Below are 23,918 nucleotides of genomic sequence, written 5' to 3' on the forward strand. Positions count from 1 at the left end.
TTTTGATCCCGCCGTGTGAGCTCGGCGAAACACAGCGGCAGGGGAGGTGGCCAGCGCCTCTCTATTTGCGGTATTCGTTGTTGTAGTTCTGGATGAGACGGCGAGTCACCTCATGTTGGGGATCGGCAAACACTTTGAGGGTCTTGCCGCGCTCCACCACCCGACCTTCGTGCATTACCAGCACCTCGTCACTGATATGGCTGACGATACCCAAATCGTTGGCTACCAGCACATAACTCAGTCCCATGGTCTCCTGCATCTCCAGCAGCAGATTGATGATCTGGGAGCGTACCGAGATATCCAGGGTGGAGAGCGCCTCATCGGCCACCACTATCTTGGGGTTGAGGATCAGCGCCCGCGCCAGCGCCACCCGCTGCTGCTGACCGGAGGAGAGCATCTGCGGATAGAACAGGGCGTGATCCGGCAGCATCCCCACCATACGCAGGGTCTGCACCACCTTCTCGCGGCGCTCCTCCTCGGTCATCTCGGTGTTGAGACGCAGCGGCGTCTCCAGGATCTGGCCGACCCGGATCTTGCGGTTCAGCGAGGTGTTGGGATCTTGAAAAATCATCCGCAGCAGTTTGCAGCGAGTCTGGTAATCGCCATGCACCATCAGCTGGCCGTCGATGGCGATGTCGCCGCTGGTGGGTTCGATCATCCCGGCCAGAATGCGGGCGAGGGTACTCTTGCCGGAGCCAGCTTCGCCGACGATGGCGAGGGTCTGACCCACTTCGAGATCGAACGAGAGGGGCTTGATCGCCTCCACCGCCTGACGACGGAATAGACCGGTGCGGTTCTGGTAGGTTTTGCTAAGGCCTCTGACCTGCAACAGGGACGGCTCGATCACAAGCGGGGCTCCTTCATGGGGGCATTAACGGTCATCATTTTTTTGGCTCCTCCATGTTCAGCGGGAAGTGGCAGCTGAACTGATGGCCCTTGATCTTGTTCATCAACGGAGTCTGCACGCACTGCTTCTGGGCGTAGGGGCAGCGCGGCCCCAGACGGCAGCCGATGGGCAGGTGTTGCAGCGGCGGGATGACGCCGGGCAGGGTCTCGAGGCGCGACTTGTGGCGCACCAGCTTGTCAAAGTCGGGGATCGATTTGAGCAGGGCATCGGTATAGGGGTGATGCGGGGTCTCGAGGATCTGCTCCCGGGTGCCCACTTCCACCATCTGGCCGCAGTACATCACGTTGATGGTATCGGTCAGGTTGGCGATGGCGGCGATATCGTTACTGATGATCAGGATGGTGGTATTGCCCAGCTTGTTCATCTTGTCCAGCAGTCGCAGGATCTGGGAGTGGGTGGTGGACTCCATGGCGCTGGTAGGCTCGTCGGCTACCAGCAGACGCGGCTGGTTGGCAATGGCCATGGCGATCATCACCTTCTGGCACATGCCATCCGACAGCTCGTGGGGATAGGCGCGCATCACCTTGCGGTGATCCTTGACGCCTACCCGGTGCAGCAGGGCGATGGCCTTCTTCTTGCGCCACTGGAAGCGCTGCCAGAATTGTCCCTCGAACGAATCGGTCGGGATCGCCTCTTCCAGCTGGGTGCCGATCTCTTCGGAGGGGTCGAGACAGCTGATGGGGTCCTGGAAGATCATGGCGATCTCGCGGCCCATGATGCGACGGCGCTCCTTGGGGGCCATGGTCAGCAGATCCATGTCGTTGAAACGCATCCGGTCGGCACGAACCGTCCAGTTGTCTTTCTCGATGCCGACGATCACCTTGGCGATCAGACTTTTTCCGGAGCCGGATTCACCCACCAGACCGCGGATCTCCCCCTCGGTCAGGGTCAGGCTCACCTTATCCACCGCCTTGACCTTGCCTTGCGGGGTGTCGATCTCGATGGTGAGATTACGAATGTCGAGCAGCGGCATCAGTCATTCCCCTCTTTGAGTGCTTCGCGAATGCCTTCACCAACTAAATTGGTCACCAGCACGCTGAACAGGATGGCGATGCCGGGCAGGGTGACGGTCCAGGGGGCGAGATAGATAAGGTCGCTCGAATCGGCCAGCATGGTGCCCCACTCCGGTTGGGGAGACTGGGCGCCGAGGCCGAGAAAACCGACCGCCGAGATATCGAGAATGGCTGCCGACAAGGTGCGGGTGGTCTGGGCCACCAGGGTTTCGACAATGTTGGGCAAAATAGCCAGACGCATGATCCGGAAGGGGGGCGAGCCATCGAGGCGGCTGGCGGTGATGTACTCCTTCTGCATCTCGGCATGTACTGCGTTGTAGGTGGCCCGGATAAAGGGCGGGATCAACGCCAGGGTAATGGCTATCAGGGTATTGCCAAAACCCGGTCCCATGATGGCAACCATGATGATGGCCATCAGCAGGGAGGGGATGGAGAGCAGGGTATCGAGCAGGTGGTGCAGCACGCTCGATTTAAGCCCCTTGCTCATGCCGCCGAGGATACCGATGGCGGAACCCACCACCATGGCGATCACCACCACGACCAGCGCATAGCCGAAGGTGAGACGCGCCCCCACCACCAGCCGGGAGAGCATGTCGCGCCCCAGATCGTCGGTGCCGAGGAAGTAGTCGATGTTGCCGGTCGCCGCCCACGAGGGGGCCAGCAGCAGCTTGTCGGTGTGCTGTTCATCGATGCCGTAGGGGACGACCAGCGGCCCCACCAGCGTGATGAGCAGCAACAGCAAAAAGCACCAGAGCCCTGCCATTGCCAGCGGATTGCGGCTGTAGGAGGCCCACGTCTGCTCGAGGGGCGAGAGGATCTTGAGCTCGGGATAGATGTTCGATTTATCTTGCATAGGATACCTGGCTCCTGGTCACGCCATGAGCGCGTTCAATCTTGTTTGGCATACAACTCTTTGCGCCGTGCCGGATAGATAAGGGTGGTCAGCAACTCGGTGCTGACGCTGGTCAGGATCACGAAACTGGCCACCACCAGGGTCGCGCCGCGAATGGCGGCGTAATCCTGCAGGGCGATGCTGCTGATAAGCCAGCGGCCGATCCCGTGCCACTCGAACACCACCTCGGTGATCATGGCGGAGGTGAGTACGCTGCCTAGCTGCAGACCCAGCAGCGGCAGTACCGGTGGTAAGGCATTCTTCAGACCATGGCGCCAGACGATCTGCGCCTTGGAAAGGCCCCGGCTCGCCGCCGCCTTGATGTAGTTCTGCTTCATCACGTCGATGAGGGAACTGCGCACATGGCGGATCACCTCGGTGGTGGGCACCACCGCCAGCACCAGTGACGGAAGGATCAGGTGGCGCAGGGCATCATGCAGCGCCGCTTGCCGCCAGGGTTCGTTGCTGAGCAGCACATCGATCACCGCGATGCCGGTAATGGGGGGCACATCGTAGAGCAGGCTGATCTGCCCGGAGGCTGGCAACCAGCCGAGATCCAGCGAAAAGAGCATCACCACCAGCAGCGCCAGCCAGAACACCGGCACCGCATAGCCGATAAGACCGGCAGTCATGATGGAGAGATCCAGCGTCTTGCCCTGTGACAGGGCCGCCAGGGTGCCGAGAGGAATGCCCACCAGCAGCGAGATGGCGAACGCCGCCAGACAGAGGATCAGGGTCGCCGGGAAGTAGTGGCGGATCTCGTCCAGCACCGGCAGCCCGGAGACGCTGGAGAGCCCCAGGTCACCTGCGAAAATGCGGCGCAGGAAGTCGGGATAGCCGCTCCAGAAGCTGAGCTGATTGCCGATCAGCCGATAGTCCAGCAGATAGGCAACAAAGGTCAGCGCCAACAGGGTGATGAGCAGCAGGTTGATGCGGCGCAAGGTGTATAGAAGCATGCTTACTCCCTGTGAGCCTGGTTGAAGGAGGTGCCGCCAAAGGGCATCAGCGTCAGCCCCTCGATGTCGCTGCGGCTGACCTGGGTACGCAAGGCGTGCGCCAGCGGGATCAGCGGCAGCTGTTCGTTAAGCAGGGTCTGGGCATAGTAGTAGTTGCGCAGCCGGAACGAGAGCTGGGGCGTGGTGACCGCATCATCCAGCAACTGATCGAAGGCCGGGCTACACCAGCGGCTGTAGTTGTTGCCGCGCTCCACTGCCGAGCAGCTCAGCAGCTGGCGGAAGAAGTTGTCCGGGTCGGCGTTGTCGGCAATCCAGCCGGAGAGCAGACTGTCGTACTGCCCCTTGGTGAGGCGCCCTTCGATCACCGGCCACTCCCGTTGCACGATCTTGAGCTTGATCCCGACCTTGGCCAGATCGCTGCGGATCAGCTGGGCGGTCTTGACCGCATCCGGGTTGTAGGGGCGGGCGTCCGGTTGCACCAGCACCTGCATCTCGAACCCTTTCTCCAGTCCTGCCTCCTTGAGCAGCTGGCGCGCCCGTTTCAGGTCGGGTTTGCGCTCGGGCAGGCTGGGGTTGTACCCCCATGAGAGGGTCGGCAACAGGCTGTTGGCGGGCAGGCCGGTATCGAAATAGACCGCCTGCAACAGGTTGTCGATGTTGATGGCGCTGGCAATGGCCTGACGCACCTTGACGTTGTTGAACGGCGGCTTGCGGGTATTGAGGGCCAAAAAGGCGACGTTCATCCCCGACTGGACCGAGAGACTGAGCGCCGGATTTTGCTTGATCACCGAGAGCTGGCTGGCGGAAGGTGTGCTCATACGTCGCACTCGCCGGTCAGCAGCTTGGCCAGCCGTTTGGCGGATTTGGGGGTGATGTCGTAGACCAGCTGTTCAATCTTGGCATCGCCGCCCCAGTAGCCGGGGTGACGCAGATAGCGGATGAACTCGTTGTGGCGATACTCCTTGAAGCTGAACGGCCCGGTGCCGATGGGGCGGCTATCGAGCAGGGCCGGGGTGCCCGCCTGCAACATCTGCTCGGCGTATTCGGCGGAGAGGATCACCGCATAGTCGCTGGCCAGGGTGGCGAGGAAGGAGGCGTTCGGCTGGTTCAGCTCGAACACCACCGTCTGCGGCCCCTTCTTGCTCACCCGCTTGATCAGCAGATCTTGCCCCAGGCTGTAGAAGTAGGGGTAATCGCCGCCGGACACATTGTGATAGGGGTGCTGCTCGTCCAGCTGGCGGGCATAGGTGAAGACCACGTCATCGGCATTGAAAGTGCGGGTGGGCTTGAACCAGGGGGTATGGTGAAAAGTCACCCCCTTGCGCAGGGTCAGGGTATAGGTGAGACCATCCTCGCTGACATGCCAGTTGGTGGCGAGCGCCGGCTCCAGCGCCAGGGTGTTGGGGTTCACCTCCAGCAGGCGGTCGTAGAGCGGACGGGCACTGGCATCCAGTGTCACCCCGGAGTTGGAAACATGGGGATTGAAGGAGAGGGGGGATCCCTCAGCACAATAGATGAGTCCGGTTTTGGAGGCCTCGGGTTGCTTCTGGCAGCCGGTGACCAGCACCAGCAGACCCAGCAGCAAGGGTGTGAGCATTCTCATTGTTGAACCATGTTCTTATAGGGGTTTTGTACGCACGTTTTGATACAAATGTGCCAGCGCGAAGGCTGGCGTGTTGCTGGAGTCGGCATCAACCGCGCTCCTTCACTCTTGTTCTGCATCGTTATCGCCATCCAGCAGCTGATATTTGCGTAGCATGCCACGGAACTGGTGATAGCTTAAGGCCAGCAGTTGAGCGGCTTTGCGCTGATTATACTGGGATTGCTGCATCGCTTGCTTGAGTAAATTAATCTCGTACTCCGCCACCGCCTGCTTGAGATCGAGCGGCAAGGCGAGGGGGGATGCAGATTGTACCTCGCTTCGGGCCTCTTGCGCAGGTTGCGTGACCTGTGGTCGCCAGGGGGAATCAAACGGGTTGAGCACCAGGGTCGAGAGCGGCAGCTGGGGATTGCCTTGACGATAGATACTGCGCTCCACCACGTTCTTCAGCTCTCTCACATTGCCCGGCCAGTGGTAATCCAGCAGCAACTGGGTCGCCTTGCGCGAGAAACCGGCAAACAGCGGATAGCCCAGCTCCCGCGTCATGCTGTGGGCGAAGTGCTCCGCCAGCATCAGGATATCTTCCCGCCGCTCCCGCAAGGGGGAGGGTGATCACATCAAACGCGAGCCGGTCGAGCAGATCGTGGCGAAACTGCCCCTTGTCGGCCAGCGCAGGGAGATCCTCGTTGGTGGCGCAGACCAGCCGCACATCCACCTTGAGGGGCTTGGCCCCACCCACCCGCTCGAACTCGCCATACTCGATGACCCGCAGCAACTTCTCCTGCACCCGGGCGCTGGTGGTGGCCAGCTCGTCGAGGAAGAGGGTGCCGCCATCGGCCCGCTCGAAGCGGCCCTGATGGCGCTTGGCTGCACCGGTAAACGACCCCGCTTCGTGACCGAACAGCTCGGTCTCCAGCAGGCTCTCGCTCAGGGTGGCGCAGTTGATGGTGACAAAGCTTTGATCCCAGCGCGCCGAGAGATAATGTAGGCGGTGGGCGATCAGCTCCTTGCCCGTCCCCCGCTCACCGATGATCAGCACGGGTTTGCGCAGCGGGGCGAGCCGTGAGGCCTGCTCAATGATCTCGAGAAATGCGTTGGATTCCCCCAGCAGGCTTTCCGTGGCCGTGGTCATAGTGATCCCTGTCAGTTGTAAAAGCTGGTCAATCTTACCAAAAGTTGGTGATTTTAATCATCACTTGCGCGAGGCATCTTGCAATCCGGCTATTCTGCCCCATATAAATCAACAAGTTAAATTTTGTTCCAGATTGGCACACAAGTTGCCATTGTCAATGGAAAAACAACGCCATGCCAATAACAGGAGTGCAATCATGAGTATTTTTTCCCGTCTGGCCGACATCATCAATTCCAACCTGACGGCCCTGCTCGACAAGGCAGAAGATCCCCAGAAGATGGTGCGCCTGATCATCCAGGAGATGGAGGACGAGCTGGTCAAGGAGCGCTCCAATCTGGCCCGCTTCCTCGCCAGCCAGAAAGATATTGGCCGTCAGGTCGCCCGTCATCAGGAGCGGGTCGACGAGTGGCAAGCCAAGGCCGAGCTGGCCCTGACCAAAGGGCGTGAAGATCTGGCCCGCGCGGCCCTTATCGAGAAGAAGAAACAGACCGAGTTGTCAGAGACCCTCTACCGCGAGCAGCAGGCGGTCGATAGCGGCATCGAGAAGCTGGGTGAAGAGATCCGCCAGCTCGAAGCCAAGCTGGAAGATGCCCGCGCCCGTCAAAAGGCGATGGCCATTCGCACCGAAGCGGCCAGCAGCCGTCTCAATGTGCAGAGCCAGGTAGCCCGTGGCGAGAGCCAGGCGGTGGTGAGCAAGTTTGAGCGGATGGAGCGTCGCATCGACGAAATGGAAGCGCGCGCCGATCTGGGACAGTCCGACAAGGCGCTGGCGCAGCAGTTTGCCGAGTTGGAAGTTGACGATCAGATAAGCCGCGAGTTGGAAGCCATGCGCCAGAAGCTGGGTCAGGGCGACAGCAAAAGCGAAGGCAAACAGGGGGAGTAACAGATGGAAGATCTGCTGGGCGTATTGATGGTTCCCATGGTGGTCTTCATGGTGGTGGTGGCTCCCATCTGGCTGGTGCTGCACTATCGTGCCAAGGGGCGGATTGGCGCCGGTCTTGCCGATAGCGAGCGGGAACAACTGCAAGGGCTGCTGGCTCGCACCGAGAAGATGCAGGAGCGAGTAGGGGCGCTGGAGTCGATTCTGGATGCAGAAGTACCCGGTTGGAGGAACAAGGTATGAGCAGTGTCAGTCGTGAAGGGCGTAACCTCTATCGCGATCCCCAGCGTGGCAAGATAGCCGGGATCTGTGCCGGTTTGGCTGAGTATTTCGGGGTGGAGACCTGGATCGTGCGGCTGCTCGCCATCAGTGGCCTTATCTTCGCCGGTTTCATTACCTTCACCGCCTATATCGCCGCCTGGTTCTTGCTCGACAAAAAGCCGGTCACCCTCTATTCGCAAGAGGATGCCGACTTTGCCGAGGTGCGGATGAAAGCGCGCAGCTGGCAGGCGGGGATCACCCCTCATCAGGCGCTGGGCCGCATCGCGCAGGAACTTGACGCGCTGGAGCCCAGAGTTCAGCGGATCGAGAAGCTGGTGACCTCAAGGGAGTTCACCCTGCAGCGGGAATTTCGCAAGCTGTAGTGCTTGCTCAAGCACCCATGTCGATGGCGGCGCCTCCCGTGATGCGCCACCATCGACACCAGCTATCCAGATGCAACCACCAAGGGAGAACGGATCAAGTCTTGATACTCAATAAACTGGAACAGAAGTTGACTCGCCTGCAACACAAGGCGAACGACGTGGTGAACCGGGTGCGGGATCGCCATATCCGGCTGGCGGTGACCGGCCTCTCTCGCAGCGGCAAAACCGCCTTTATCACGGCGCTGGTCAACCAGCTGGAACACGCGGCCATCGACGGCCGTTTGCCGTTGTGGGATGCCCTGCGTCAGGGGCGCATCCTCGGTGCCCGCCGGGTGCCGCAGCTCAATGCCCACATCCCCACCTTTGCCTACGAGCGTGGCCTCGACTCCCTGTTTGGCGATCCACCTGCCTGGCCCGAGCCCACCCGAGGCGTGGCCGAAGTGCGCCTCGAAATCCGCTATCGCACCCGTCATCCCCTGCGCAAACATCTGGGGGAGATCTCCACCCTCTACGTGGATCTGGTGGACTACCCCGGGGAGTGGCTGCTCGACTTGCCGCTGCTGGAGATGAGCTACGAGCAGTGGAGCGAACAGGTGCGCGAGCAGCTTCGTCGCCCCGAGCTGCAAGCGCTCGCCGCCAGCTGGCTGACCCCCGGGTGGCAGGCAGAGCAGCGCTTCGAAGAGCGGCCGGTGGCTGAGCTGGCCGAGCGCTACACCGCCTATCTGCATGCCTGCAAACAGGAGCTGGGATTGCACCTTATTCAACCCGGTCGCTTCGTGTTGCCGGGGGAGTATGCCGGTGCCCCCATGCTGCAATTTGTCCCCTGGGTGTGGGAGATGCCTGTCGGCGAGCCCGCCGATGGCACTCTTTACGCCACTCTCAAGCAGCGCTTCGAGCAGTACAAACAGCATCTGGTGCAGGGCTTCTACGAGCAGCACTTTGCCGGTTTTGATCGCCAGATCGTGCTGGTGGATTGCCTGCAGCCCCTCAACGCCGGGGCGGCCAGCTTTGGCGACATGCAGCAGGCCATCGCCCGCATCATGGAGAGCTTTGCCTACGGCAAGAGCAACTGGTGGCGGCGACTCTTTTCGCCCCGTATCGACAAGCTGCTGTTTGTGGCGAGCAAGGCCGATCACGTCACCCCCGAACAGCATGCGCCCATGGTCTCCCTGCTCCAGCATCTGGTACGCAGCGGTCGCGGTCAGGCTCGTTTTGAGGGGATCACCACTGAGTGCTTGGCGCTCGCCGCCATCAAGGCGACCGAGGTGGGCAAGGGGGTGGCCAATGGCCGCGAGTTCCCCGCCATCCGCGGCACCAGCCTGAGCGGTGAGCCGCTGCTGCTCTTCCCCGGGGAGGTGCCTCCCCATATTCCGCCTGCGCAGTGGTGGAACAGTCAGGGCTTTGATTTTCAGGCATTTCGCCCCATGCCCATGAGCGCCCATCAGGCGCTGCCCCATATCCGGCTCGATGCAGCGCTGGAGTTTCTGCTCGGGGATCACCTCGAATAACGGTGTGCGGTCTTGGCACCTGAGCCGAAGGCTGCGCACAGGAGAACAATGCGATGAACGATCAGATAAAAGAGCGGCCACCGCTGCAGGGCAAGGTGATCCTTGAGCCTGCCTTGACGGTGGCCAGTGACGAGCGCCCGCCCGCACCGGCCCAGCGGCTGGAGGAGGCGAGCTTCGAGCGCCTCGACGAGCTGGACGAGTTCACCGAGGTGGAGAGTGCCCTCGTCATCAAACCGCGTCGCCGTCATCGACTACTGGCGTGGGGGCTGGGGGCGGTCGGTCTGCTCTCCTTGGGCCAGTATGGCGCCTTTCTTTACGATCAGTTTCTCACCACTCCGCTCTGGGGCAGCGCCTGGCTGGCGGCCTCGGCGCTGGTGGCGGCGGGCACCGCCAGCGTGGTGGGGTGCGAGTGGCTGCGGCTGCGCACCCTCAAGCGGCGTCAGGATGTGCGCTCGCGAGCAGAAGATCTGCTGGCCCATCAGGGAGTCGGGCAGGGGCAGGCCTTCTGCGAAGGGTTGGCGGTCAAAAGTGGCGACAAGGGGCGCGAGGGGTATCAAACCTGGCTGGCCCAGCTCGATGAGAGCCACAGCGATCGGGAAGTGCTGACCCTCTATAGCCAGCTGGTGCTCGCCGAGCGCGACAAACTGGCGCAGGCGCGGGTGGCTAAATGGTCGGGGGAGGCCGCTGTGCTGGTGGCGCTCAGTCCGCTCGCTACCGTCGACATGATGCTGATGCTGTGGCGCAACCTGCGGATGATCGAGGATATCGCCGATGTCTACGCCATCGAGCTTGGCTACTGGAGCCGCATACGTCTGATCCGTCAGGTGTTTCGCAACATGCTCTACGCCGGTGCCACCGAGCTGGTGACCGAGGTGGGGATGGACTTGCTGGGCGCCGAGTTTGCCGCCAAGCTCTCTGCCCGTGCGGCGCAAGGGGTGGGGGCCGGGCTGCTCACCGCTCGCCTTGGCCTGCGCACCATCGAAGCGTGCCGCCCGCTGCCATGGTGTGCTGACGAGAAGCCGAAACTGGGTGAGCTGCGCAAGCGGCTGATCGGCCAGTTGGCGGGGTATCTCAACAAATCCTGATAGCCCTGTCTGCACCTTGCTGCGATGACCCATGCCCCTGTCGTGCTCGCCAAGCCGCAGGGGCATGGTTTTAATCGGCAGATCATTGAGTTGGCAGCAGTGCCCGGTTTTGGCGAGACGCCCGTTTACGGTTAAGCTGGCAGTCAATCTTACCAATCACACTCATCGTACCAATCGGCAAGGATGCCCGATGAACTTTACCTTTCGCCAGATCCGTTATTTTGTGGCCGTGGCCGACAGCTTTTCAGTGAGCCGTGCCGCAGCCGAGCTTCATATCTCCCAGTCGGCGGTCACCAGCGCCATTCGCGAGCTGGAGACCGAGCTCGGCGCCCCGCTATTCGAGCGCAATCCGCGCGGCGTCACCCTCACCACTCAGGGGCACCAGTTTTTGCTCCACGCCCGCCGCATTCTCGGCGCCATGACCGAGGCGAGCCACTCCCTCAAAGCGGTGGCCCAGCAGGATCAGGGGCGACTCACCATCGGCGTGACCACATTGGTGGCGGGTTACTACCTCTCAGAGGCGCTTGGCCGCTTTCGCCGTGCCTTTCCGGCGGTACAGATCGAGGTGAAGGAGGATGAACAGCCTTTTCTGGAGCACCAGATCGTCAACGGCGAGGTGGATGTGGGGATCCTGATGACCAACCGCACCATCCGGCAAGAGGCGTTTGATACCGAATTGCTGACCCGTTCGCCGCTGCGGCTCTGGCTTGCCGCCAACCACCCGCTCTGCGCCGAGTCGACCCTCTCGCTCACCGCGCTGGGGGAGGAGCCGATGATCTCGCTGACCGCCGATCAGCTCGATCAGATCATCGGTGGCGGCCTGCGCCGCTACGGCATCTCCCCCCGTATCGTGCTGCGCACTGCGTCGGTGGAGGCGGTGCGCAGTCTGGTGGCGAGCCAGCTCGGGGTCGCCCTGTTGCCCGATTTTGCCTATCGCCCCTGGTCGCTGGAGCAGGAGCGGGTCGAGGCGCGCCCCATCAAGGAGCCCATTCCCGCCATCGATATCGGGCTGGTGTGGCGCCGTGGTTCTCGGCTGGATTGGACGGCGCGGGAATTTATCGATATTGCGCGGGATCAGAGCCGGTTGCGGGCCCGTCAGGCTCTCCCTCGCTAGCCATCTCTTGCGGGGTAGCCACCAAAAATCAGATTCATCTGCACTCGATATCGATTTAGCTGATACCTGAGCCATCAAAAATTGAAATATTCATCGTATTGTCACTCCCCTAAGCTCATTGCTGGTTAACAGGATGTTAACGCCCGCGGTGGCGTTCCTTCACCTGATGCAAGTCAACACAATGCAAGGAGTGCATGATGAAATTGACCCCTCTGATGCTGGCTCTTGTTCCGGCGCTGCTGGCAGGCCAGACCCAGGCTGCCCCGACCGAGCTCGGCAAGGGTGAAGGCCAGCTCAATATCGTGGCCTGGGCTGGCTACGTTGAGCGTGGCGAGACCGACAAGAACTACGACTGGGTGACCGGATTCGAGAAAGAGACCGGCTGCAAGGTGAGCGTCAAGACGGCGGCCACCTCGGACGAGATGGTGGCCTTGATGAACGAGGGGGGCTTCGATCTGGTGACCGCCTCCGGCGATGCCAGTCTGCGTCTGATTGCCGGTGGCAAGGTGCAGCCACTCAATCTGGCGCTCATCCCGAGCTACAGCAAGATTGATCCCCGGCTGCAAAATGCCCCCTGGCACACTGTGGATGGCAAGCACTACGGCGTGCCCTACCAGTGGGGCGGCAATATCCTGATGTACAACACCAAGGTGTTCCCCAAGGCACCGGACTCCTGGAACGTGGTATTCGAGGAACAGACCCTGGCGGATGGAAAGTCCAACAAGGGGCGGGTGCAGGCCTTTGACGGCCCGATCCACATCGCCGATGCCGCCCTCTATCTGATGACCCATCAGCCTGCCCTGGGCATCAAGGATCCTTACGAGCTGAACGAGGATCAGTACAAGGCCTCCCTCGATCTACTGCGCAAGCAGCGCCAGCTGGTGGGACGCTACTGGCATGATGCTTTCGTTCAAATCGATGACTTCAAGAACGAAGGGGTGGTCGCGTCAGGCTCTTGGCCGTTCCAGGCCAATGCCCTGATTGCCGACAAGCAACCCATCGCCACCACTGTGCCCAAAGAGGGAGTGACCGGTTGGGCCGATACCAGCATGGTGCACAGCGATGCCAAGAACCTCACCTGCGCTTACAAGTGGCTGGAGCACTCCCTGAGCAACAAGCTGCAGGGGGATCTCGCAGCCTGGTTTGGCTCGGTGCCTGTGGTACCTGCCGCCTGTGAGGGCAATGCCCTGCTGGGCCCGACCGGGTGCAAAACCAACGGTATCGACAACTTCGATCGGGTTCGCTTCTGGCGCACTCCGGTTTCCCAGTGCAAGAGCCAGGGAACTTGCGTGCCCTATTACCGCTGGGTTTCCGACTATATCGCCATTCTGGGCGGCCGCTAAGGCGGGGTGAGCAAGGTGGTCGGAACCGCTGCCACCTTGCCAACGGCAGGGGCGCTGCGCCTCCTCTGCACGACTGCCGAGAGCGGATAATCAAGCGGGCCGGACAGGAGTCCGGCCCATCCCAGTACAGACAAGGACGCCCCATGAACGCCGTACAATTTGACCGGGTCAGTCGCCACTATGGCGATGTGAAGGCGGTCGACGACATCTCTTTCCAGATCCCCTCCGGGGAATTCTTTACCCTGCTGGGGCCGAGCGGTTCCGGCAAGACTACTTGCCTGCGGATGATCGCGGGCTTCGAGTACCCGAGCGACGGGGAGATCCGCCTGTTTGGCGAACCCTGCTCCACCGTACCCCCCTACGATCGCAACCTCAATACCGTGTTTCAGGACTATGCCCTGTTTCCCAACATGGATGTGCGCGACAACATCGGCTATGGCCTGATGCTCAAGGGGGTCGCCAAGGCACAGCGTTACCGCAAGGTGGACGAGATGCTGGAGCTGGTGCGACTGCCCGGGGTCGGCAAGCGCCGCCCAAGCCAGCTCTCCGGCGGCCAGCGCCAGCGCATCGCCATCGCCCGGGCCCTCATCAACCAGCCACGCATCCTGCTGCTGGATGAGCCGCTGGGGGCCCTCGATCTCAAACTGCGCGAGCAGATGCAGCTTGAGCTCAAGGCGCTGCAACGCCAGCTGGGCATCACCTTTATCTTCGTCACCCACGATCAGCAGGAGGCGCTCTCCATGAGCGACCGGATCTGCATCTTCAGTCAGGGCAAGATCGAGCAGATCGCTGCGCCCGATACCATCTACGACGCTCCGGCGACGCCGTTTGTGGCCCGCTTCGTTGGCACCGTCAATCTGTTCGAAGGGGAGCAGGCCAGACGGCTGTGCGGTGACGGCAGCCAGATGATGGTGCGCCCGGAGCGGATCCGGCTCGCTGAGGCGGGCACGCCGGGCTGGTCGGGGGAGATCCGCGAGGTGGAGTATCTGGGTCCCTTCGTCCGTTATCGGGTTGATCTCGGGGAGCAGCTCGAGATCATCGTCAACCACCCCAATGAGGGGCAGGCCCGTCTGGCCCGTGGCAGCAGGGTCAGCCTCAGCTGGTCGGAGCAGGCCATCCATCGCCTGAGCGGCGCCCATCAGGGGGCGCAGCCATGAGTGCCCCTCACAGTGCGAGTCTTGCCATGAACCATCAGCCCGAACCTGCCCGTTTCAGGCCGCTGCGGCGCCTCTCGACCCTGCTCTATGGTCGGCCCGGCCTGCTGCTGGCGATCCTGCTGGGGCCGCCGCTGCTGTGGCTCGGGATCATCTATGTCGGCTCCTTGCTGATGTTGCTCTCCAACTCCCTGTTCGGGCTGGACGAGTTCAGCGGTCAGGTGCGTCACGAGCTTGGGCTGCAAAACTTCGTCGCCCTGCTGCGACCGGAGAATCTGGATGTGATCGGCCGCACCGTCGGCATGTCGCTGCTGGTGACCCTGGCCTGCGCCCTGCTCGGTTTTCCGGTTGCCTACTACATGGCACGCTACACCAGTGGCAAGACCCGGGCGCTGTTCTATGTAGGGATCATGCTGCCGCTCTGGTCCAGCTATCTGGTGCGGGTCTACGCCTGGAAGCTGATTTTGGCCAAAGAGGGGGTGGTGAGCTGGCTGGCAGACAGCATGGGGCTGGAGTGGCTGCTCGATGCCATCCTCTCCTTGCCGGTGATCGGTGGCCCGTCGCTCTCCTTCTCGCGGCTCGGCACCTTTATCGTGTTCGTCTATGTCTGGCTGCCCTTCATGATCCTGCCCATTCAGGCGGCGGTGGAGCGTATACCGCGATCCCTGCTGGAGGCGAGCAGCGATCTGGGGGCGACACCCGCCCAGACCTTTCGCAACCTGATCCTGCCGCTGGCGTTGCCCGGTGTGGTGGCGGGCTCCATTTTCACCTTCTCGCTGACCCTCGGTGATTACATCATCCCCGGCATCATCGGCAACTCGACCATGTATATCGGTCAGGTGGTCTACATGCAGCAGGAACGGCGGGCAATCTGCCCTTTGCCGCCGCCTTCTCGCTGGTGCCGATCCTTATCATCGCCATCTATCTGGCGATTGCGAAACGGTTAGGAGCCTTTGATGCGCTTTGACCCTATCGATTTGAACCGGCAGCAAGGAGGCCGTCATGTCAGCTAGCTCAGTGAGCCGTCAGGGAGAGCGCCCTTCGGGCCTGCTCAAGTACGCCGCCATCGGTGGACTCTTGTTCCTGCACTTTCCCATTCTGTTTATCTTCCTCTACGCCTTCACCAGCGAGAGCAAGAGTTACCAGTTTCCGCCCCCCGGGCTCACCCTCAAATGGTTCGAGGTGACCCTAAATCGCCCCGATGTGTGGCGTGCCATACAGCTGTCGCTGGAGGTCGCTGGGCTGGCGACGTTGGCAGCCATGATCCTCGGCACCTTGGCGGCAGGGGCCATTGCCCGCAGCCGCTTCTTCGGTCAGGAGGTGGTGTCGCTCTTGCTGGTGCTGCCCATCGCGCTGCCCGGTATCGTCACCGGTATCGCGCTGCGCTCGGCCTACGGCCTGATGGAGATCCCGTTCAGCTTCTGGACCATCGTTATCGGCCACGCCACCTTCTGTGTGGTGGTGGTCTACAACAATGCGCTGGCCCGTTTTCGCCGCACCAACCAGAGCCTCATCGAGGCGTCGATGGATCTCGGGGCCGACGGCTTCCAGACCCTGCGCTACGTGATCCTGCCCAATCTGGCCACGGCGCTGCTGGCGGGGGGCATGCTGGCCTTTGCCCTGAGCTTTGACGAAGTGATTGTCACTACCTTCACGGCGGGCCAGCAGACCACGCTGCCCATCTGGATGTATCAGGAGCTGATCCGTCCCCGAGACAGGCCGGTCACCAACGTGGTGGCCCTCATCATAGTGGCCTTCACCACTATCCCTATTTTGCTTGCCTACTACCTCACTCGCGACACCCATGATGTCGCTGGCAGTGGCAAATGATGACTCAACGCGTGCGCAAGGATGCAACCATGAAACTCTCTACCCAACTCTTGATTGATGGCCAGTTTGTGACCGGCGAGGGGCAGGCCGAACCCATTCTCAACCCGGCCAATGGCGAGCAGATCGCCGCCGTACCCGAAGCCTCGTTCGAACAGGTGAACCGGGCGGTGAACGGTGCCCAGCGCGCCTTCGCCCAGTGGAGCCGCACCACCCCGGCCCAGCGCAGCAACCTGCTGCTGCGTCTGGCGGATCTCATCGAGCGCCACGCCGAGGAGTTCGCGGCGCTCGAATCCCTCAACTGCGGCAAACCCTATCTGGCAGTGCTCAACGACGAGCTGCCCGCGGTGGTGGATTGCTTCCGCTTTTTTGCTGGGGCGGCCCGCTGCCTGCAAGGGCCGCTGGCGGGGGAGTATCTCGAGGGGCACACCAGCATGATCCGCCGCGACCCCATAGGTGTTGTGGGCAGTATCGCCCCCTGGAACTACCCGCTGATGATGGCGGCCTGGAAGATGGCGCCGGTGCTGGCGGCGGGCAATACGGTGGTGCTCAAACCCTCCGAACAGACCCCGCTCACCGCGCTGCGTTTGGCGGAGCTGGCCAGCGAGATCTTTCCCCGCGGCGTTATCAACGTCATCTGCGGGCGGGGCGAGAGTGTGGGGGCTCCGCTGGTGGAGCACCCGCTGGTGCGGATGGTGTCGCTCACCGGCGATATCGCCACCGGTCAGAAGATCCTGCAGAGCGCCGCCCGCACCATGAAGCGTACCCACCTTGAGTTGGGGGGCAAGGCACCGGTGATCATCTTCGACGATGCGGATCTGGAGGCGGTAGTGGCGGGCATTCGCACCTTCGGTTTCTACAATGCCGGGCAAGATTGCACCGCCGCCTGCCGTATCTATGCCCAGGGCAAGATCTACGACAAGTTCGTCGCCGCCATGACCGAGGCGGTGGCCTCCATCAAGGTAGGTAGCCAATACGAGGAGGGGGTCGAGATGGGGCCGCTTATTTCGGACAGACAGCGCAACCGGGTCGCCAGCTTTGTCGAGCGGGCCCAGAGCAGCGGTCATGTGGAGGTGACTGCGGGAGGCAAGATCCGTCCAGGCAACGGCTTCTTCTTCGAGCCGACCCTGATTGTCGGGGCCCGGCAGGAGGATGAGATCGTGCGCCGCGAGGTGTTTGGCCCCGTGGTGTCGGTGACCCGTTTCAACGATGCCGAGCAGGTGGTGCAGTGGGCCAACGACTCGGACTATGGCCTCGCCTCGTCGGTCTGGACCCGGGATTTGAGCCTCGCCAGCAAGGTGGCCAGCCACCTGCAATATGGCTGCACCTGGATCAACACCCACTTCATGCTCACCTCCGAGATGCCCCACGGCGGCATGAAGATGTCGGGCTACGGCAAGGATCTCTCCCTCTATGCGCTGGAGGATTACACGGTGCCGCGCCATATCATGGTCAAGCTGTAGTGGGGATTGGTTAGCGGGTTGTCACAATTTATTTACAACTGTTTCCGGCTGCCGACTCATGGGTCGGCTGCTTTTTTTGTTGCCATTTCGTTACAGTGAAACCGTGATGAAACGGCAAGGCGCCTGATGTGGCGCCAGAGGATGGAACCGCTATGGCAACCTTCTACACCGCCCACCAGCCGGATGCTGACGGGGTGATCCACTACAGCAACGAGGAGCATGGTACCTGGCAGGTCCTGATCGAACGTCAGTTAGCCGCTCTTGCTGGCAAGGGGTGTAACGAGTATCTGGCCGGTCTCGACAGGCTGGGACTGCCCCGTGATCGCATCCCCCAGCTGGCCGAGATCAACGCCGTCTTGCAGCCTGCGACCGGCTGGTCGGTGGCGGCGGTGCCTGCGCTTATCTCGTTCGATCGCTTCTTCGCCCTGCTGGCCAATCGCCAGTTTCCGGTGGCGACCTTTATCCGGCGCCGGGACGAGCTCGACTACCTGCAAGAGCCGGATATCTTTCACGAGATCTTCGGCCACTGCGCCATGCTGACCAATCCGGCCTTTGCCCACTTCACCCACCTATACGGTCAGTTGGGGCAGCAGGCGAGCAAGGAGCAGCGGGTTTTTCTGGCGCGGCTCTACTGGTTCACCGTGGAGTTTGGCCTCTTGGCAACGCCTGACGGGCTGCGTATCTACGGTGGCGGCATTCTCTCCTCCATCGGCGAGACCGCCTATGCCCTCTGTGGCAAACCGCTGCTGCAACCGTTCGATCTACTGACTGTGCTGCGCACCCCGTATCGCATCGACATCATGCAGCCCACCTATTTTGTGCTGCCGAGTCTCGATCATCTCTACCAGCTGACCGGTGAGGAGATCATGGCTGCTCTGGCCGAGGCCAGTCGGCTTGGCCTCTATCCGCCGCGCTTTGAGGTTCCCGCTGGCAAACAGGCGAGCTGACCAAAAGCACACAACCCTATTTCATTTTCATTAATTTTTCATTAATTCAAGCAGGAGTAACCCATGTCCGAACTGGCCAGCCAGCAGTGTGAAGCGTGTCGCGCCGATGCCCCCAAGGTGAGCGATGAGGAGCTGCGCGAGCTGATGCAGCTTATTCCCGACTGGCAGCCGCTGGTGGAGGAGGGGGCGCTGCAACTGCGGCGGGAATTTACGTTTCGCAACTTCAAGGAGGCGCTGGCCTTTACCAACCGCCTGGGGGAGCTGGCGGAAGCGGAGTTCCATCATCCGGCCATCCTGACCGAGTGGGGGAAGGTGACCGTCAGCTGGTGGACGCACAAGATCGGCGGTTTGCATCGCAACGACTTCATCATGGCGGCGCGCACCGATCAGTTGCTCCGGTAATCGCCCCCCACACCAGCGTCATCGGTTGACCCGGGCCTGCCTGCGAAAGCGGGGCAGGCCCGCATTTTTATGGGCTGGCGCTCGCACTGGGGGGATCGAGACTGTATTATCCGCTCATTCATAGAGTTAGCTAGGAAGTGTGTCCCGAATGCGTCTTGAAGTCAGCTGTGAAGACCGCCTGGGCCTGACCCGGGAACTGCTCGACCGCTTGGTGGAGCACAATATCGATCTGCGCGGCATCGAAATCGATACCTCAGGCATCATCTATCTCAACTTTCCCGAGCTGGAGTTCAGTGATTTTCAGCACCTGATGCCGGAGATCCGCCGTATTCCCGGCGTCTACGACGTCAAGACCATCCCCTACATGCCTTCCGAGCGAGAGCACCACGAGATCGAGGCGCTGCTCAAGGCGCTGCCGGATCTGGTCTTCTCCCTCGACAGCAAGGGCAAGGTGACCCAGGCCAACCAGTCGGCCCTCACCACCCTCGGCTTGCCGGTGGAGGAGGTGCGCGGCGTGGCGCTCGGTTCGCTGGTCAAGGGGTTCTCCTTCACCCGCTGGCTGGAGGCGAGCGAGATCAAGCCACAGACCTGCAAGCTCAGTTTCAATGGCGAAGAGTATCTGGCGGATCTGATGCCGCTGTTCGTGGCAGAAGCCCGCGGCAAGCAGGCGCTGGCCGGTGCCGTGGTGGTGCTCAAATCTGCCCGTCGGGTCGGCCTGCACTTCAGCGCGCTCCATGCGGTGGAAGTGGGGGGCTTCGAGCATCTGCAGGCCGAGAGTCCCAAGATGAAAGAGGTGCTGTCGCAAGCGCGTAAACTGGCGATGCAGGACGCGCCGCTGCTGATCGTCGGCGAGACCGGCACCGGCAAGGAGCTGCTGGCCCGTGCCTGTCACGGGGCCAGCCTGCGCTCCAGCCACCCCTTTATGGCCCTCAACTGCGCCGCCATGCCCGATAACGTGGCCGAGAGCGAGCTGTTTGGTTATGCCCCCGGTGCCTTTGGCAACAACACCGAGGGCAAGCGCGGCGTGCTGGAGCTGGCGAGTGGCGGCACCCTGATGCTGGACGAGATCGGCGACATGTCTCCCCATCTGCAAACCAAGTTTTTGCGGGTGCTGCAGGATGGGGTGTTCCGCCGGGTCGGTGACGAGCAGGAGGTGAAGGTCAACGTGCGTTTCATCTGCACCACCCAGAAGCAGTTGCTGGATCTGGTGCACGAAGGAACCTTCCGCGAGGATCTCTACTATCGCCTCAACGTGCTCAGTCTGGCGCTGCCACCCCTGCGCGAGCGCAAGGCAGACATCATGGTGCTGGCCCAGCAGTTTGTCTCCCGCTTTGCCAGCGAGTTGCAGCGACCCCGTCCGCGCTTTACCCGCAACATGGCCGACTACCTGACCGCCTATCGCTGGCCGGGCAACGTGCGCCAGCTGCGCAACTGTCTCTACCGCGCCATGACCCTGCTGGAAGGGGATGAGCTGGGGCCCGAGCAGATCGATCTGCCGGTGGCGGCCGATACCATGCCGCTGATCGACGAGTGGTTTGAGGGGAATCTCGACGATGCGGTGAAGCGCTTCGAGAGCCAGCTGCTGGCCCGGCTCTATCCCGCCTTCCCGTCGACGCGCCAGCTGGCCAAACGCCTGGGCGTGTCGCATACCGCCATCGCCAACAAGCTGCGAGAATACGGCATCAGCAAGAAGTGATTTCCGTCTTGTTGCCTGCCACCAGAGAGCCCGTTACCAGACGGGCTCTCCGTTTTCTTTACACGAACTCGGTAGATGATGGCGGGGTGAGACTTGTCAGGCCAGTGTCAGCCAACTTACTATCTGGGTTCATGTACCCGAACCGCAATGCCATAGCAGCGGTATTGTCAAGGCGACTACCTCCCGATCATGCTGTTACTCTTTTCCCCCCGTTTAACTGCCCGTCTGGCGCTCCTGTTGGTTGCGTTTGGCTTGCTGTTGCCCCGCGCGCTGGCGGAAACAGCCGCAGAGAGCCGGGCGACGGCGGTCAGGGAGCTGGTGCTCGATATCATGAGTTACACCCGCTGGCCCACCGAGCCTGCGGTGCTGCGCATGTGTGTGGCGGCGCCGACCGAATATGCCGGCGCCCTCTTTACCATCGATCGTCAAGCCAATGGCCGTACCGTGCAGGTCCATCGTTACGAGGCGAGCGATCCGGCCATCAGCGATCACTGCGATGTGCTCTATCTGGGGGTACTCGACGAACCGACCCGGATTGCGCTGTTTGCCCGCCTGCAGGGACACCCAGTGCTCAGCATCAGCGAATACAACCACGACTGTTCCACCAGCTCGGTGTTCTGCCTGCAGACCTCGCCGGACAGCGTGCGGGTGCGGTTTAAAGTGAACCTCGATGCCTTGGCCCTGAGCGGCGTGCGGGTGCATCCCGCGGTGCTCAAGCTGGCCCATGCCGACAAGGGGGTCCCATGAGACGACAGGTGAGCGCTGCTCCCCGCCGTCTGACCCTGCGTCAGAGCCTGGGGCGAACCCATCTGGTGGCCGCCATCACAGCCGTCAGCGTGGCGGGACTCTTTTTTACTCTGGTGGCCCTGCTGGTAGTGCGTTTTTACGCCGACCACAATCTGGAGCTGGTAGCTCGCGCCATCAGCTACAGCGCCGAGGCGGCGGTGGTGTTCCACGATGAGGAGGCGGCGAGCGAGGCACTTAGCGGCATCGTTGCCAAGGAAGAGGTGGCCGAAGCCACTATCGTGCTGACCAATGGCCAGCTGCTCGCCAGTTGGGAGCGCCCCAGAAGCAACCCGCTGGTGACGCTCGAAGACTATCTGGCCCAACTGCTGATGCCGGGGCCTGTCAAACTCCCCATGCTGCGGGGGGGTGAGCAGATCGCCACCATCGAGCTGCGCGGCCACGGTGAATACCTGTTGCTGTTTTTGCTCTCGGCGCTGCTGGTGATGGTGGTTTGCCTGATGCTGAGCGCCATGGTGGCACTCTATGTGGCTGACCGGATGCAGGTCTCCATCACCGCACCGCTGCGCAAACTGGCACTTGTCGCCCACTCGGTACGCCGACAGCGCACCCTGGGGATGCGGGCACCACCGGCCGATATCGTCGAGATTAACGAGCTGGGGGATGACTTCAACTCCCTGCTGGACGAGCTGCAAGCCTGGCAGGCCCAGCAGGCCCGCGAAAATGCCAGCCTGCTCCATCAGGCGACTCACGATGCCCTCACCGGACTGCCCAATCGCGCCCTGTTTGAAGCGCGGCTCGCGCAGGCCATCTCCCTCGGCGAGCAAGAGGGGTTTGCGCTGCTCTATCTCGACTGCGATCGCTTCAAGCAAATTAATGACACGCTGGGGCACAACGCCGGTGACGATGTGCTGATCGCGCTCTCAAGACGGGTGCAACATCAGTTGCGTCCGGATGATCTGGTGTTTCGCCTCGGTGGTGACGAGTTTGCGGTGCTGGTTGGCCCACTCCAGCGACAGCATGAGGTAGAAGAGGTGATTGGCCGCATCCAGCAGGCGATGAGCGAACCGGTGGCGCTGCGTGACGGTCGTCAGCTGGTGGCCGAGGTGAGTGTCGGCTTCGCCGTCTATCAGGCGGGCATGAGTGCCAGCGTGCTGTGTGATCAGGCCGATGCAGCCATGTATCTGGCGAAACGGGCGCGCCGCAGCGAACAGCAAACCATCGCCTGACTGGCAAGAATAACAACATAAACAAGGAGCAAACCATGAAGATCACCCACCTGTTGAAAGTGACCCTGCTGGGGTTGATGTTGTCGCTGCTGGCCGGTTGCCAGAGCGCGCCCAAGGGGTTGACCCCGGAGCAGATCGCCGTGCTCAAGGAGCAGGGCTTTTATCTGACCGATGAGGGGTGGACGCTGGATCTGGCCAACCGGGTGCTGTTTGCCAACAACGTGGGGGCGCTCAATCCCCAGACTCGCCAATCCGTTGAAAAACTGGGTAGAACACTGCTTGGCGTAGGGTTGGACAAGGCGCGGGTGGATGGCCACACCGATAATACTGGCGAGAGCAGCTACAACCAGCAGCTCTCCCTGAAGCGGGCCCAGTCGGTGGCCGATGTGCTGGTCTCGGTCGGCATGAAGCCAGCCAATCTGGAGATCCATGGCCGTGGCGAGACCATGCCGCTGGCGGATAACAAGACCAGAGAGGGCCGGGCCGCCAACCGCCGGGTTGCCATCGTCATCAGCGATCAATAACCCTTTCATCGTTTCGTTACCCATAAAAAAAGAGCGCCCGACCGGCGCTCTTTTTGATCGCGACAGCTGGGGTCGCGAGGGTATGTGGGGCAGGGTTACTGCGCGCTATTTTGCCCGTTATTGTCGTGATGGCTGCGCAGGCGGATGTTGATCATCTCTACCACCAGCGAGAAGGCCATGGCGAAGTAGATGTAGCCCTTCGGAATATGCAGGTCCATCCCCTCGGCCATCAGGGCGAAGCCCACCAGGGTGAGGAAGGAGAGGGCCAGCATCTTGATGGTGGGGTGGTTATCGACGAAATCACCGATGGATTTGGCGGCAAACATCATGATGAAGACGGCGATCATGATGGCCAGCACCATCACCGGCACGTGATCGGCCATGCCGACCGCGGTGATCACCGAGTCGAGGCTGAACACGATATCGAGGATGGCGATCTGGATCAGGGTGCTGATAAAGCCCGAGGCCGCTTTGCTGACGCTCTCCGGCTCGGCCGCCCCTTCCAGGGTGACGTGGATCTCGTGGGCACTCTTGCCGATGAGGAACAGGCCCCCCAGCAGCAGGATCAGATCGCGGCCGGAGATGGCTTCACCCAGCACGGTGAAGAGCGGATCGGTGAGGCGCATCACCCAGGCCAGCGAGAGCAGCAGCAGGATCCGGGTACCCATGGCGAGCCCCAGACCCAGAATGCGCGCTTTTTGACGCTGCGCCTCCGGCAGGCGACCTACCAGGATGGAGATAAAGATGATGTTGTCGATGCCCAGCACGATTTCGAGCAGGGTAAGGGTGGCGAGTGCGACCCAGGCAGAGGGATCAAGAACCCATTCCAGCATGATTGAACCTTGGTTGAAAATTGGT

The 23,918-nt window shown here is 61.7% G+C and carries 21 protein-coding genes and 3 pseudogenes; 17 read left to right on the forward strand and 7 right to left on the reverse strand.

The window, feature by feature from the left end; all coding sequences use genetic code 11:
* Positions 1 to 61: 61 nt before the first annotated feature.
* The 6 genes and pseudogenes from ACTG27_RS04250 to pspF form a co-directional block, all read right to left on the reverse strand.
* The gene (locus ACTG27_RS04250) at positions 62 to 847 is read right to left on the reverse strand and encodes a peptide ABC transporter ATP-binding protein (protein WP_005333681.1); all 786 of its coding nucleotides are present in this window, start codon (positions 845 to 847) and stop codon (positions 62 to 64) included.
* Positions 848 to 881: 34 nt separating this feature from the next.
* Positions 882 to 1,880 carry a peptide ABC transporter ATP-binding protein gene (locus tag ACTG27_RS04255; RefSeq protein WP_005333679.1) on the reverse strand — a complete coding sequence of 333 codons (999 nt, stop codon included), beginning with the start codon at positions 1,878 to 1,880 and terminating at the stop codon, positions 882 to 884.
* The gene (locus ACTG27_RS04260; RefSeq protein WP_005333677.1) at positions 1,880 to 2,773 is read right to left on the reverse strand and encodes an ABC transporter permease subunit; all 894 of its coding nucleotides are present in this window, start codon (positions 2,771 to 2,773) and stop codon (positions 1,880 to 1,882) included. The genes ACTG27_RS04255 and ACTG27_RS04260 overlap by 1 nt, the downstream gene beginning before the upstream one ends.
* 35 nt (positions 2,774 to 2,808) lie before the next feature.
* Positions 2,809 to 3,768 (reverse strand): ABC transporter permease, encoded by a 960-nt coding sequence (locus ACTG27_RS04265; RefSeq protein ID WP_021231386.1) that lies wholly within the window; start codon positions 3,766 to 3,768, stop codon positions 2,809 to 2,811.
* Positions 3,769 to 3,770: 2 nt separating this feature from the next.
* Positions 3,771 to 5,365 (reverse strand): annotated as a pseudogene (gene sapA / locus ACTG27_RS04270) (ABC transporter substrate-binding protein SapA).
* 108 nt (positions 5,366 to 5,473) lie between these two features.
* Positions 5,474 to 6,500, reverse strand: a pseudogene (gene pspF, locus ACTG27_RS04275) (phage shock protein operon transcriptional activator).
* Between the two features lie 196 nt (positions 6,501 to 6,696).
* Here pspF and pspA point away from each other — a divergent pair.
* The 17 genes and pseudogenes from pspA to ACTG27_RS04360 all read left to right on the forward strand — a co-directional run bounded on the left by pspA (position 6,697) and on the right by ACTG27_RS04360 (position 23,060).
* Positions 6,697 to 7,383, forward strand: coding sequence for a phage shock protein PspA (gene pspA / locus ACTG27_RS04280; protein WP_179903744.1), 687 nt, complete (start codon positions 6,697 to 6,699; stop codon positions 7,381 to 7,383).
* A gap of 3 nt (positions 7,384 to 7,386) precedes the next feature.
* The gene (pspB, locus tag ACTG27_RS04285) at positions 7,387 to 7,623 is read left to right on the forward strand and encodes an envelope stress response membrane protein PspB (protein ID WP_005333672.1); all 237 of its coding nucleotides are present in this window, start codon (positions 7,387 to 7,389) and stop codon (positions 7,621 to 7,623) included.
* Positions 7,620 to 8,024, forward strand: coding sequence for an envelope stress response membrane protein PspC (gene pspC, locus ACTG27_RS04290; RefSeq protein ID WP_005333670.1), 405 nt, complete (start codon positions 7,620 to 7,622; stop codon positions 8,022 to 8,024). Before pspB ends, pspC begins: the two co-directional genes overlap by 4 nt.
* 101 nt (positions 8,025 to 8,125) lie before the next feature.
* Positions 8,126 to 9,532 (forward strand): YcjX family protein, encoded by a 1,407-nt coding sequence (locus ACTG27_RS04295; protein ID WP_439979143.1) that lies wholly within the window; start codon positions 8,126 to 8,128, stop codon positions 9,530 to 9,532.
* A 53-nt stretch (positions 9,533 to 9,585) separates the two neighbouring features.
* Positions 9,586 to 10,617 carry a YcjF family protein gene (locus ACTG27_RS04300; RefSeq protein WP_439979145.1) on the forward strand — a complete coding sequence of 344 codons (1,032 nt, stop codon included), beginning with the start codon at positions 9,586 to 9,588 and terminating at the stop codon, positions 10,615 to 10,617.
* A gap of 190 nt (positions 10,618 to 10,807) precedes the next feature.
* Entirely contained in the window at positions 10,808 to 11,731 is a 924-nt protein-coding gene (locus ACTG27_RS04305) for a LysR family transcriptional regulator (RefSeq protein WP_005346246.1), read from the forward strand.
* A gap of 197 nt (positions 11,732 to 11,928) precedes the next feature.
* Positions 11,929 to 13,074 (forward strand): ABC transporter substrate-binding protein, encoded by a 1,146-nt coding sequence (locus ACTG27_RS04310; protein ID WP_421290292.1) that lies wholly within the window; start codon positions 11,929 to 11,931, stop codon positions 13,072 to 13,074.
* A 143-nt stretch (positions 13,075 to 13,217) separates the two neighbouring features.
* Positions 13,218 to 14,231 carry an ABC transporter ATP-binding protein gene (locus ACTG27_RS04315; protein WP_439979146.1) on the forward strand — a complete coding sequence of 338 codons (1,014 nt, stop codon included), beginning with the start codon at positions 13,218 to 13,220 and terminating at the stop codon, positions 14,229 to 14,231.
* Positions 14,228 to 15,195 (forward strand): annotated as a pseudogene (locus tag ACTG27_RS04320) (ABC transporter permease). Before ACTG27_RS04315 ends, ACTG27_RS04320 begins: the two are co-directional and overlap by 4 nt.
* 35 nt (positions 15,196 to 15,230) lie before the next feature.
* Positions 15,231 to 16,058 (forward strand): ABC transporter permease, encoded by an 828-nt coding sequence (locus ACTG27_RS04325; protein WP_005352644.1) that lies wholly within the window; start codon positions 15,231 to 15,233, stop codon positions 16,056 to 16,058.
* Between the two features lie 29 nt (positions 16,059 to 16,087).
* Positions 16,088 to 17,518 carry a gamma-aminobutyraldehyde dehydrogenase gene (locus ACTG27_RS04330; protein WP_439979147.1) on the forward strand — a complete coding sequence of 477 codons (1,431 nt, stop codon included), beginning with the start codon at positions 16,088 to 16,090 and terminating at the stop codon, positions 17,516 to 17,518.
* A gap of 152 nt (positions 17,519 to 17,670) precedes the next feature.
* On the forward strand, positions 17,671 to 18,465 hold the full coding sequence (gene phhA / locus ACTG27_RS04335) for a phenylalanine 4-monooxygenase (protein ID WP_439979148.1): 795 nt from the start codon (positions 17,671 to 17,673) through the stop codon (positions 18,463 to 18,465).
* A 63-nt stretch (positions 18,466 to 18,528) separates the two neighbouring features.
* A complete protein-coding gene (locus ACTG27_RS04340; RefSeq protein ID WP_042052889.1) occupies positions 18,529 to 18,867 on the forward strand; it encodes a 4a-hydroxytetrahydrobiopterin dehydratase in 339 nt (112 codons plus the stop codon).
* 148 nt (positions 18,868 to 19,015) lie between these two features.
* Complete coding sequence (gene tyrR / locus ACTG27_RS04345; RefSeq protein ID WP_005333656.1) at positions 19,016 to 20,563, forward strand: transcriptional regulator TyrR; 1,548 nt, start codon at positions 19,016 to 19,018, stop codon at positions 20,561 to 20,563.
* A 189-nt stretch (positions 20,564 to 20,752) separates the two neighbouring features.
* Complete coding sequence (locus ACTG27_RS04350; RefSeq protein ID WP_005333646.1) at positions 20,753 to 21,310, forward strand: YfiR family protein; 558 nt, start codon at positions 20,753 to 20,755, stop codon at positions 21,308 to 21,310.
* Positions 21,307 to 22,536 carry a diguanylate cyclase domain-containing protein gene (locus ACTG27_RS04355; protein ID WP_058056947.1) on the forward strand — a complete coding sequence of 410 codons (1,230 nt, stop codon included), beginning with the start codon at positions 21,307 to 21,309 and terminating at the stop codon, positions 22,534 to 22,536. The genes ACTG27_RS04350 and ACTG27_RS04355 overlap by 4 nt, the downstream gene beginning before the upstream one ends.
* A gap of 35 nt (positions 22,537 to 22,571) precedes the next feature.
* Positions 22,572 to 23,060 carry an OmpA family protein gene (locus tag ACTG27_RS04360; RefSeq protein WP_139494227.1) on the forward strand — a complete coding sequence of 163 codons (489 nt, stop codon included), beginning with the start codon at positions 22,572 to 22,574 and terminating at the stop codon, positions 23,058 to 23,060.
* 95 nt (positions 23,061 to 23,155) lie between these two features.
* Here the strand turns inward: ACTG27_RS04360 and ACTG27_RS04365 are convergent, their stop codons facing one another.
* Positions 23,156 to 23,893, reverse strand: a complete 738-nt coding sequence (locus ACTG27_RS04365) for a TerC family protein (protein ID WP_042083356.1) — start codon at positions 23,891 to 23,893, stop codon at positions 23,156 to 23,158.
* Between the last annotated feature and the right edge of the window lie 25 nt (positions 23,894 to 23,918).

The sequence above is a fragment of the Aeromonas sp. 97A genome, assembly GCF_051919185.1.
GTDB lineage: Bacteria > Pseudomonadota > Gammaproteobacteria > Enterobacterales > Aeromonadaceae > Aeromonas > Aeromonas veronii.

Coding starts and splice junctions, on each gene's coding strand:
- ACTG27_RS04330 (WP_439979147.1), top strand. CDS start 16,088: ATGAAACTCTCTACCCAACTCTTGATTGATGGCCAGTTTGTGACCGGC.
- phhA (WP_439979148.1), top strand. CDS start 17,671: ATGGCAACCTTCTACACCGCCCACCAGCCGGATGCTGACGGGGTGATC.
- ACTG27_RS04365 (WP_042083356.1), bottom strand. CDS start 23,893: ATGCTGGAATGGGTTCTTGATCCCTCTGCCTGGGTCGCACTCGCCACC.
- pspB (WP_005333672.1), top strand. CDS start 7,387: ATGGAAGATCTGCTGGGCGTATTGATGGTTCCCATGGTGGTCTTCATG.
- pspC (WP_005333670.1), top strand. CDS start 7,620: ATGAGCAGTGTCAGTCGTGAAGGGCGTAACCTCTATCGCGATCCCCAG.
- ACTG27_RS04265 (WP_021231386.1), bottom strand. CDS start 3,768: ATGCTTCTATACACCTTGCGCCGCATCAACCTGCTGCTCATCACCCTG.
- ACTG27_RS04255 (WP_005333679.1), bottom strand. CDS start 1,880: ATGCCGCTGCTCGACATTCGTAATCTCACCATCGAGATCGACACCCCG.
- ACTG27_RS04350 (WP_005333646.1), top strand. CDS start 20,753: ATGCTGTTACTCTTTTCCCCCCGTTTAACTGCCCGTCTGGCGCTCCTG.
- ACTG27_RS04260 (WP_005333677.1), bottom strand. CDS start 2,773: ATGCAAGATAAATCGAACATCTATCCCGAGCTCAAGATCCTCTCGCCC.
- ACTG27_RS04305 (WP_005346246.1), top strand. CDS start 10,808: ATGAACTTTACCTTTCGCCAGATCCGTTATTTTGTGGCCGTGGCCGAC.
- pspA (WP_179903744.1), top strand. CDS start 6,697: ATGAGTATTTTTTCCCGTCTGGCCGACATCATCAATTCCAACCTGACG.
- tyrR (WP_005333656.1), top strand. CDS start 19,016: ATGCGTCTTGAAGTCAGCTGTGAAGACCGCCTGGGCCTGACCCGGGAA.
- ACTG27_RS04355 (WP_058056947.1), top strand. CDS start 21,307: ATGAGACGACAGGTGAGCGCTGCTCCCCGCCGTCTGACCCTGCGTCAG.
- ACTG27_RS04360 (WP_139494227.1), top strand. CDS start 22,572: ATGAAGATCACCCACCTGTTGAAAGTGACCCTGCTGGGGTTGATGTTG.
- ACTG27_RS04300 (WP_439979145.1), top strand. CDS start 9,586: ATGAACGATCAGATAAAAGAGCGGCCACCGCTGCAGGGCAAGGTGATC.
- ACTG27_RS04315 (WP_439979146.1), top strand. CDS start 13,218: ATGAACGCCGTACAATTTGACCGGGTCAGTCGCCACTATGGCGATGTG.
- ACTG27_RS04310 (WP_421290292.1), top strand. CDS start 11,929: ATGAAATTGACCCCTCTGATGCTGGCTCTTGTTCCGGCGCTGCTGGCA.
- ACTG27_RS04340 (WP_042052889.1), top strand. CDS start 18,529: ATGTCCGAACTGGCCAGCCAGCAGTGTGAAGCGTGTCGCGCCGATGCC.
- ACTG27_RS04325 (WP_005352644.1), top strand. CDS start 15,231: ATGTCAGCTAGCTCAGTGAGCCGTCAGGGAGAGCGCCCTTCGGGCCTG.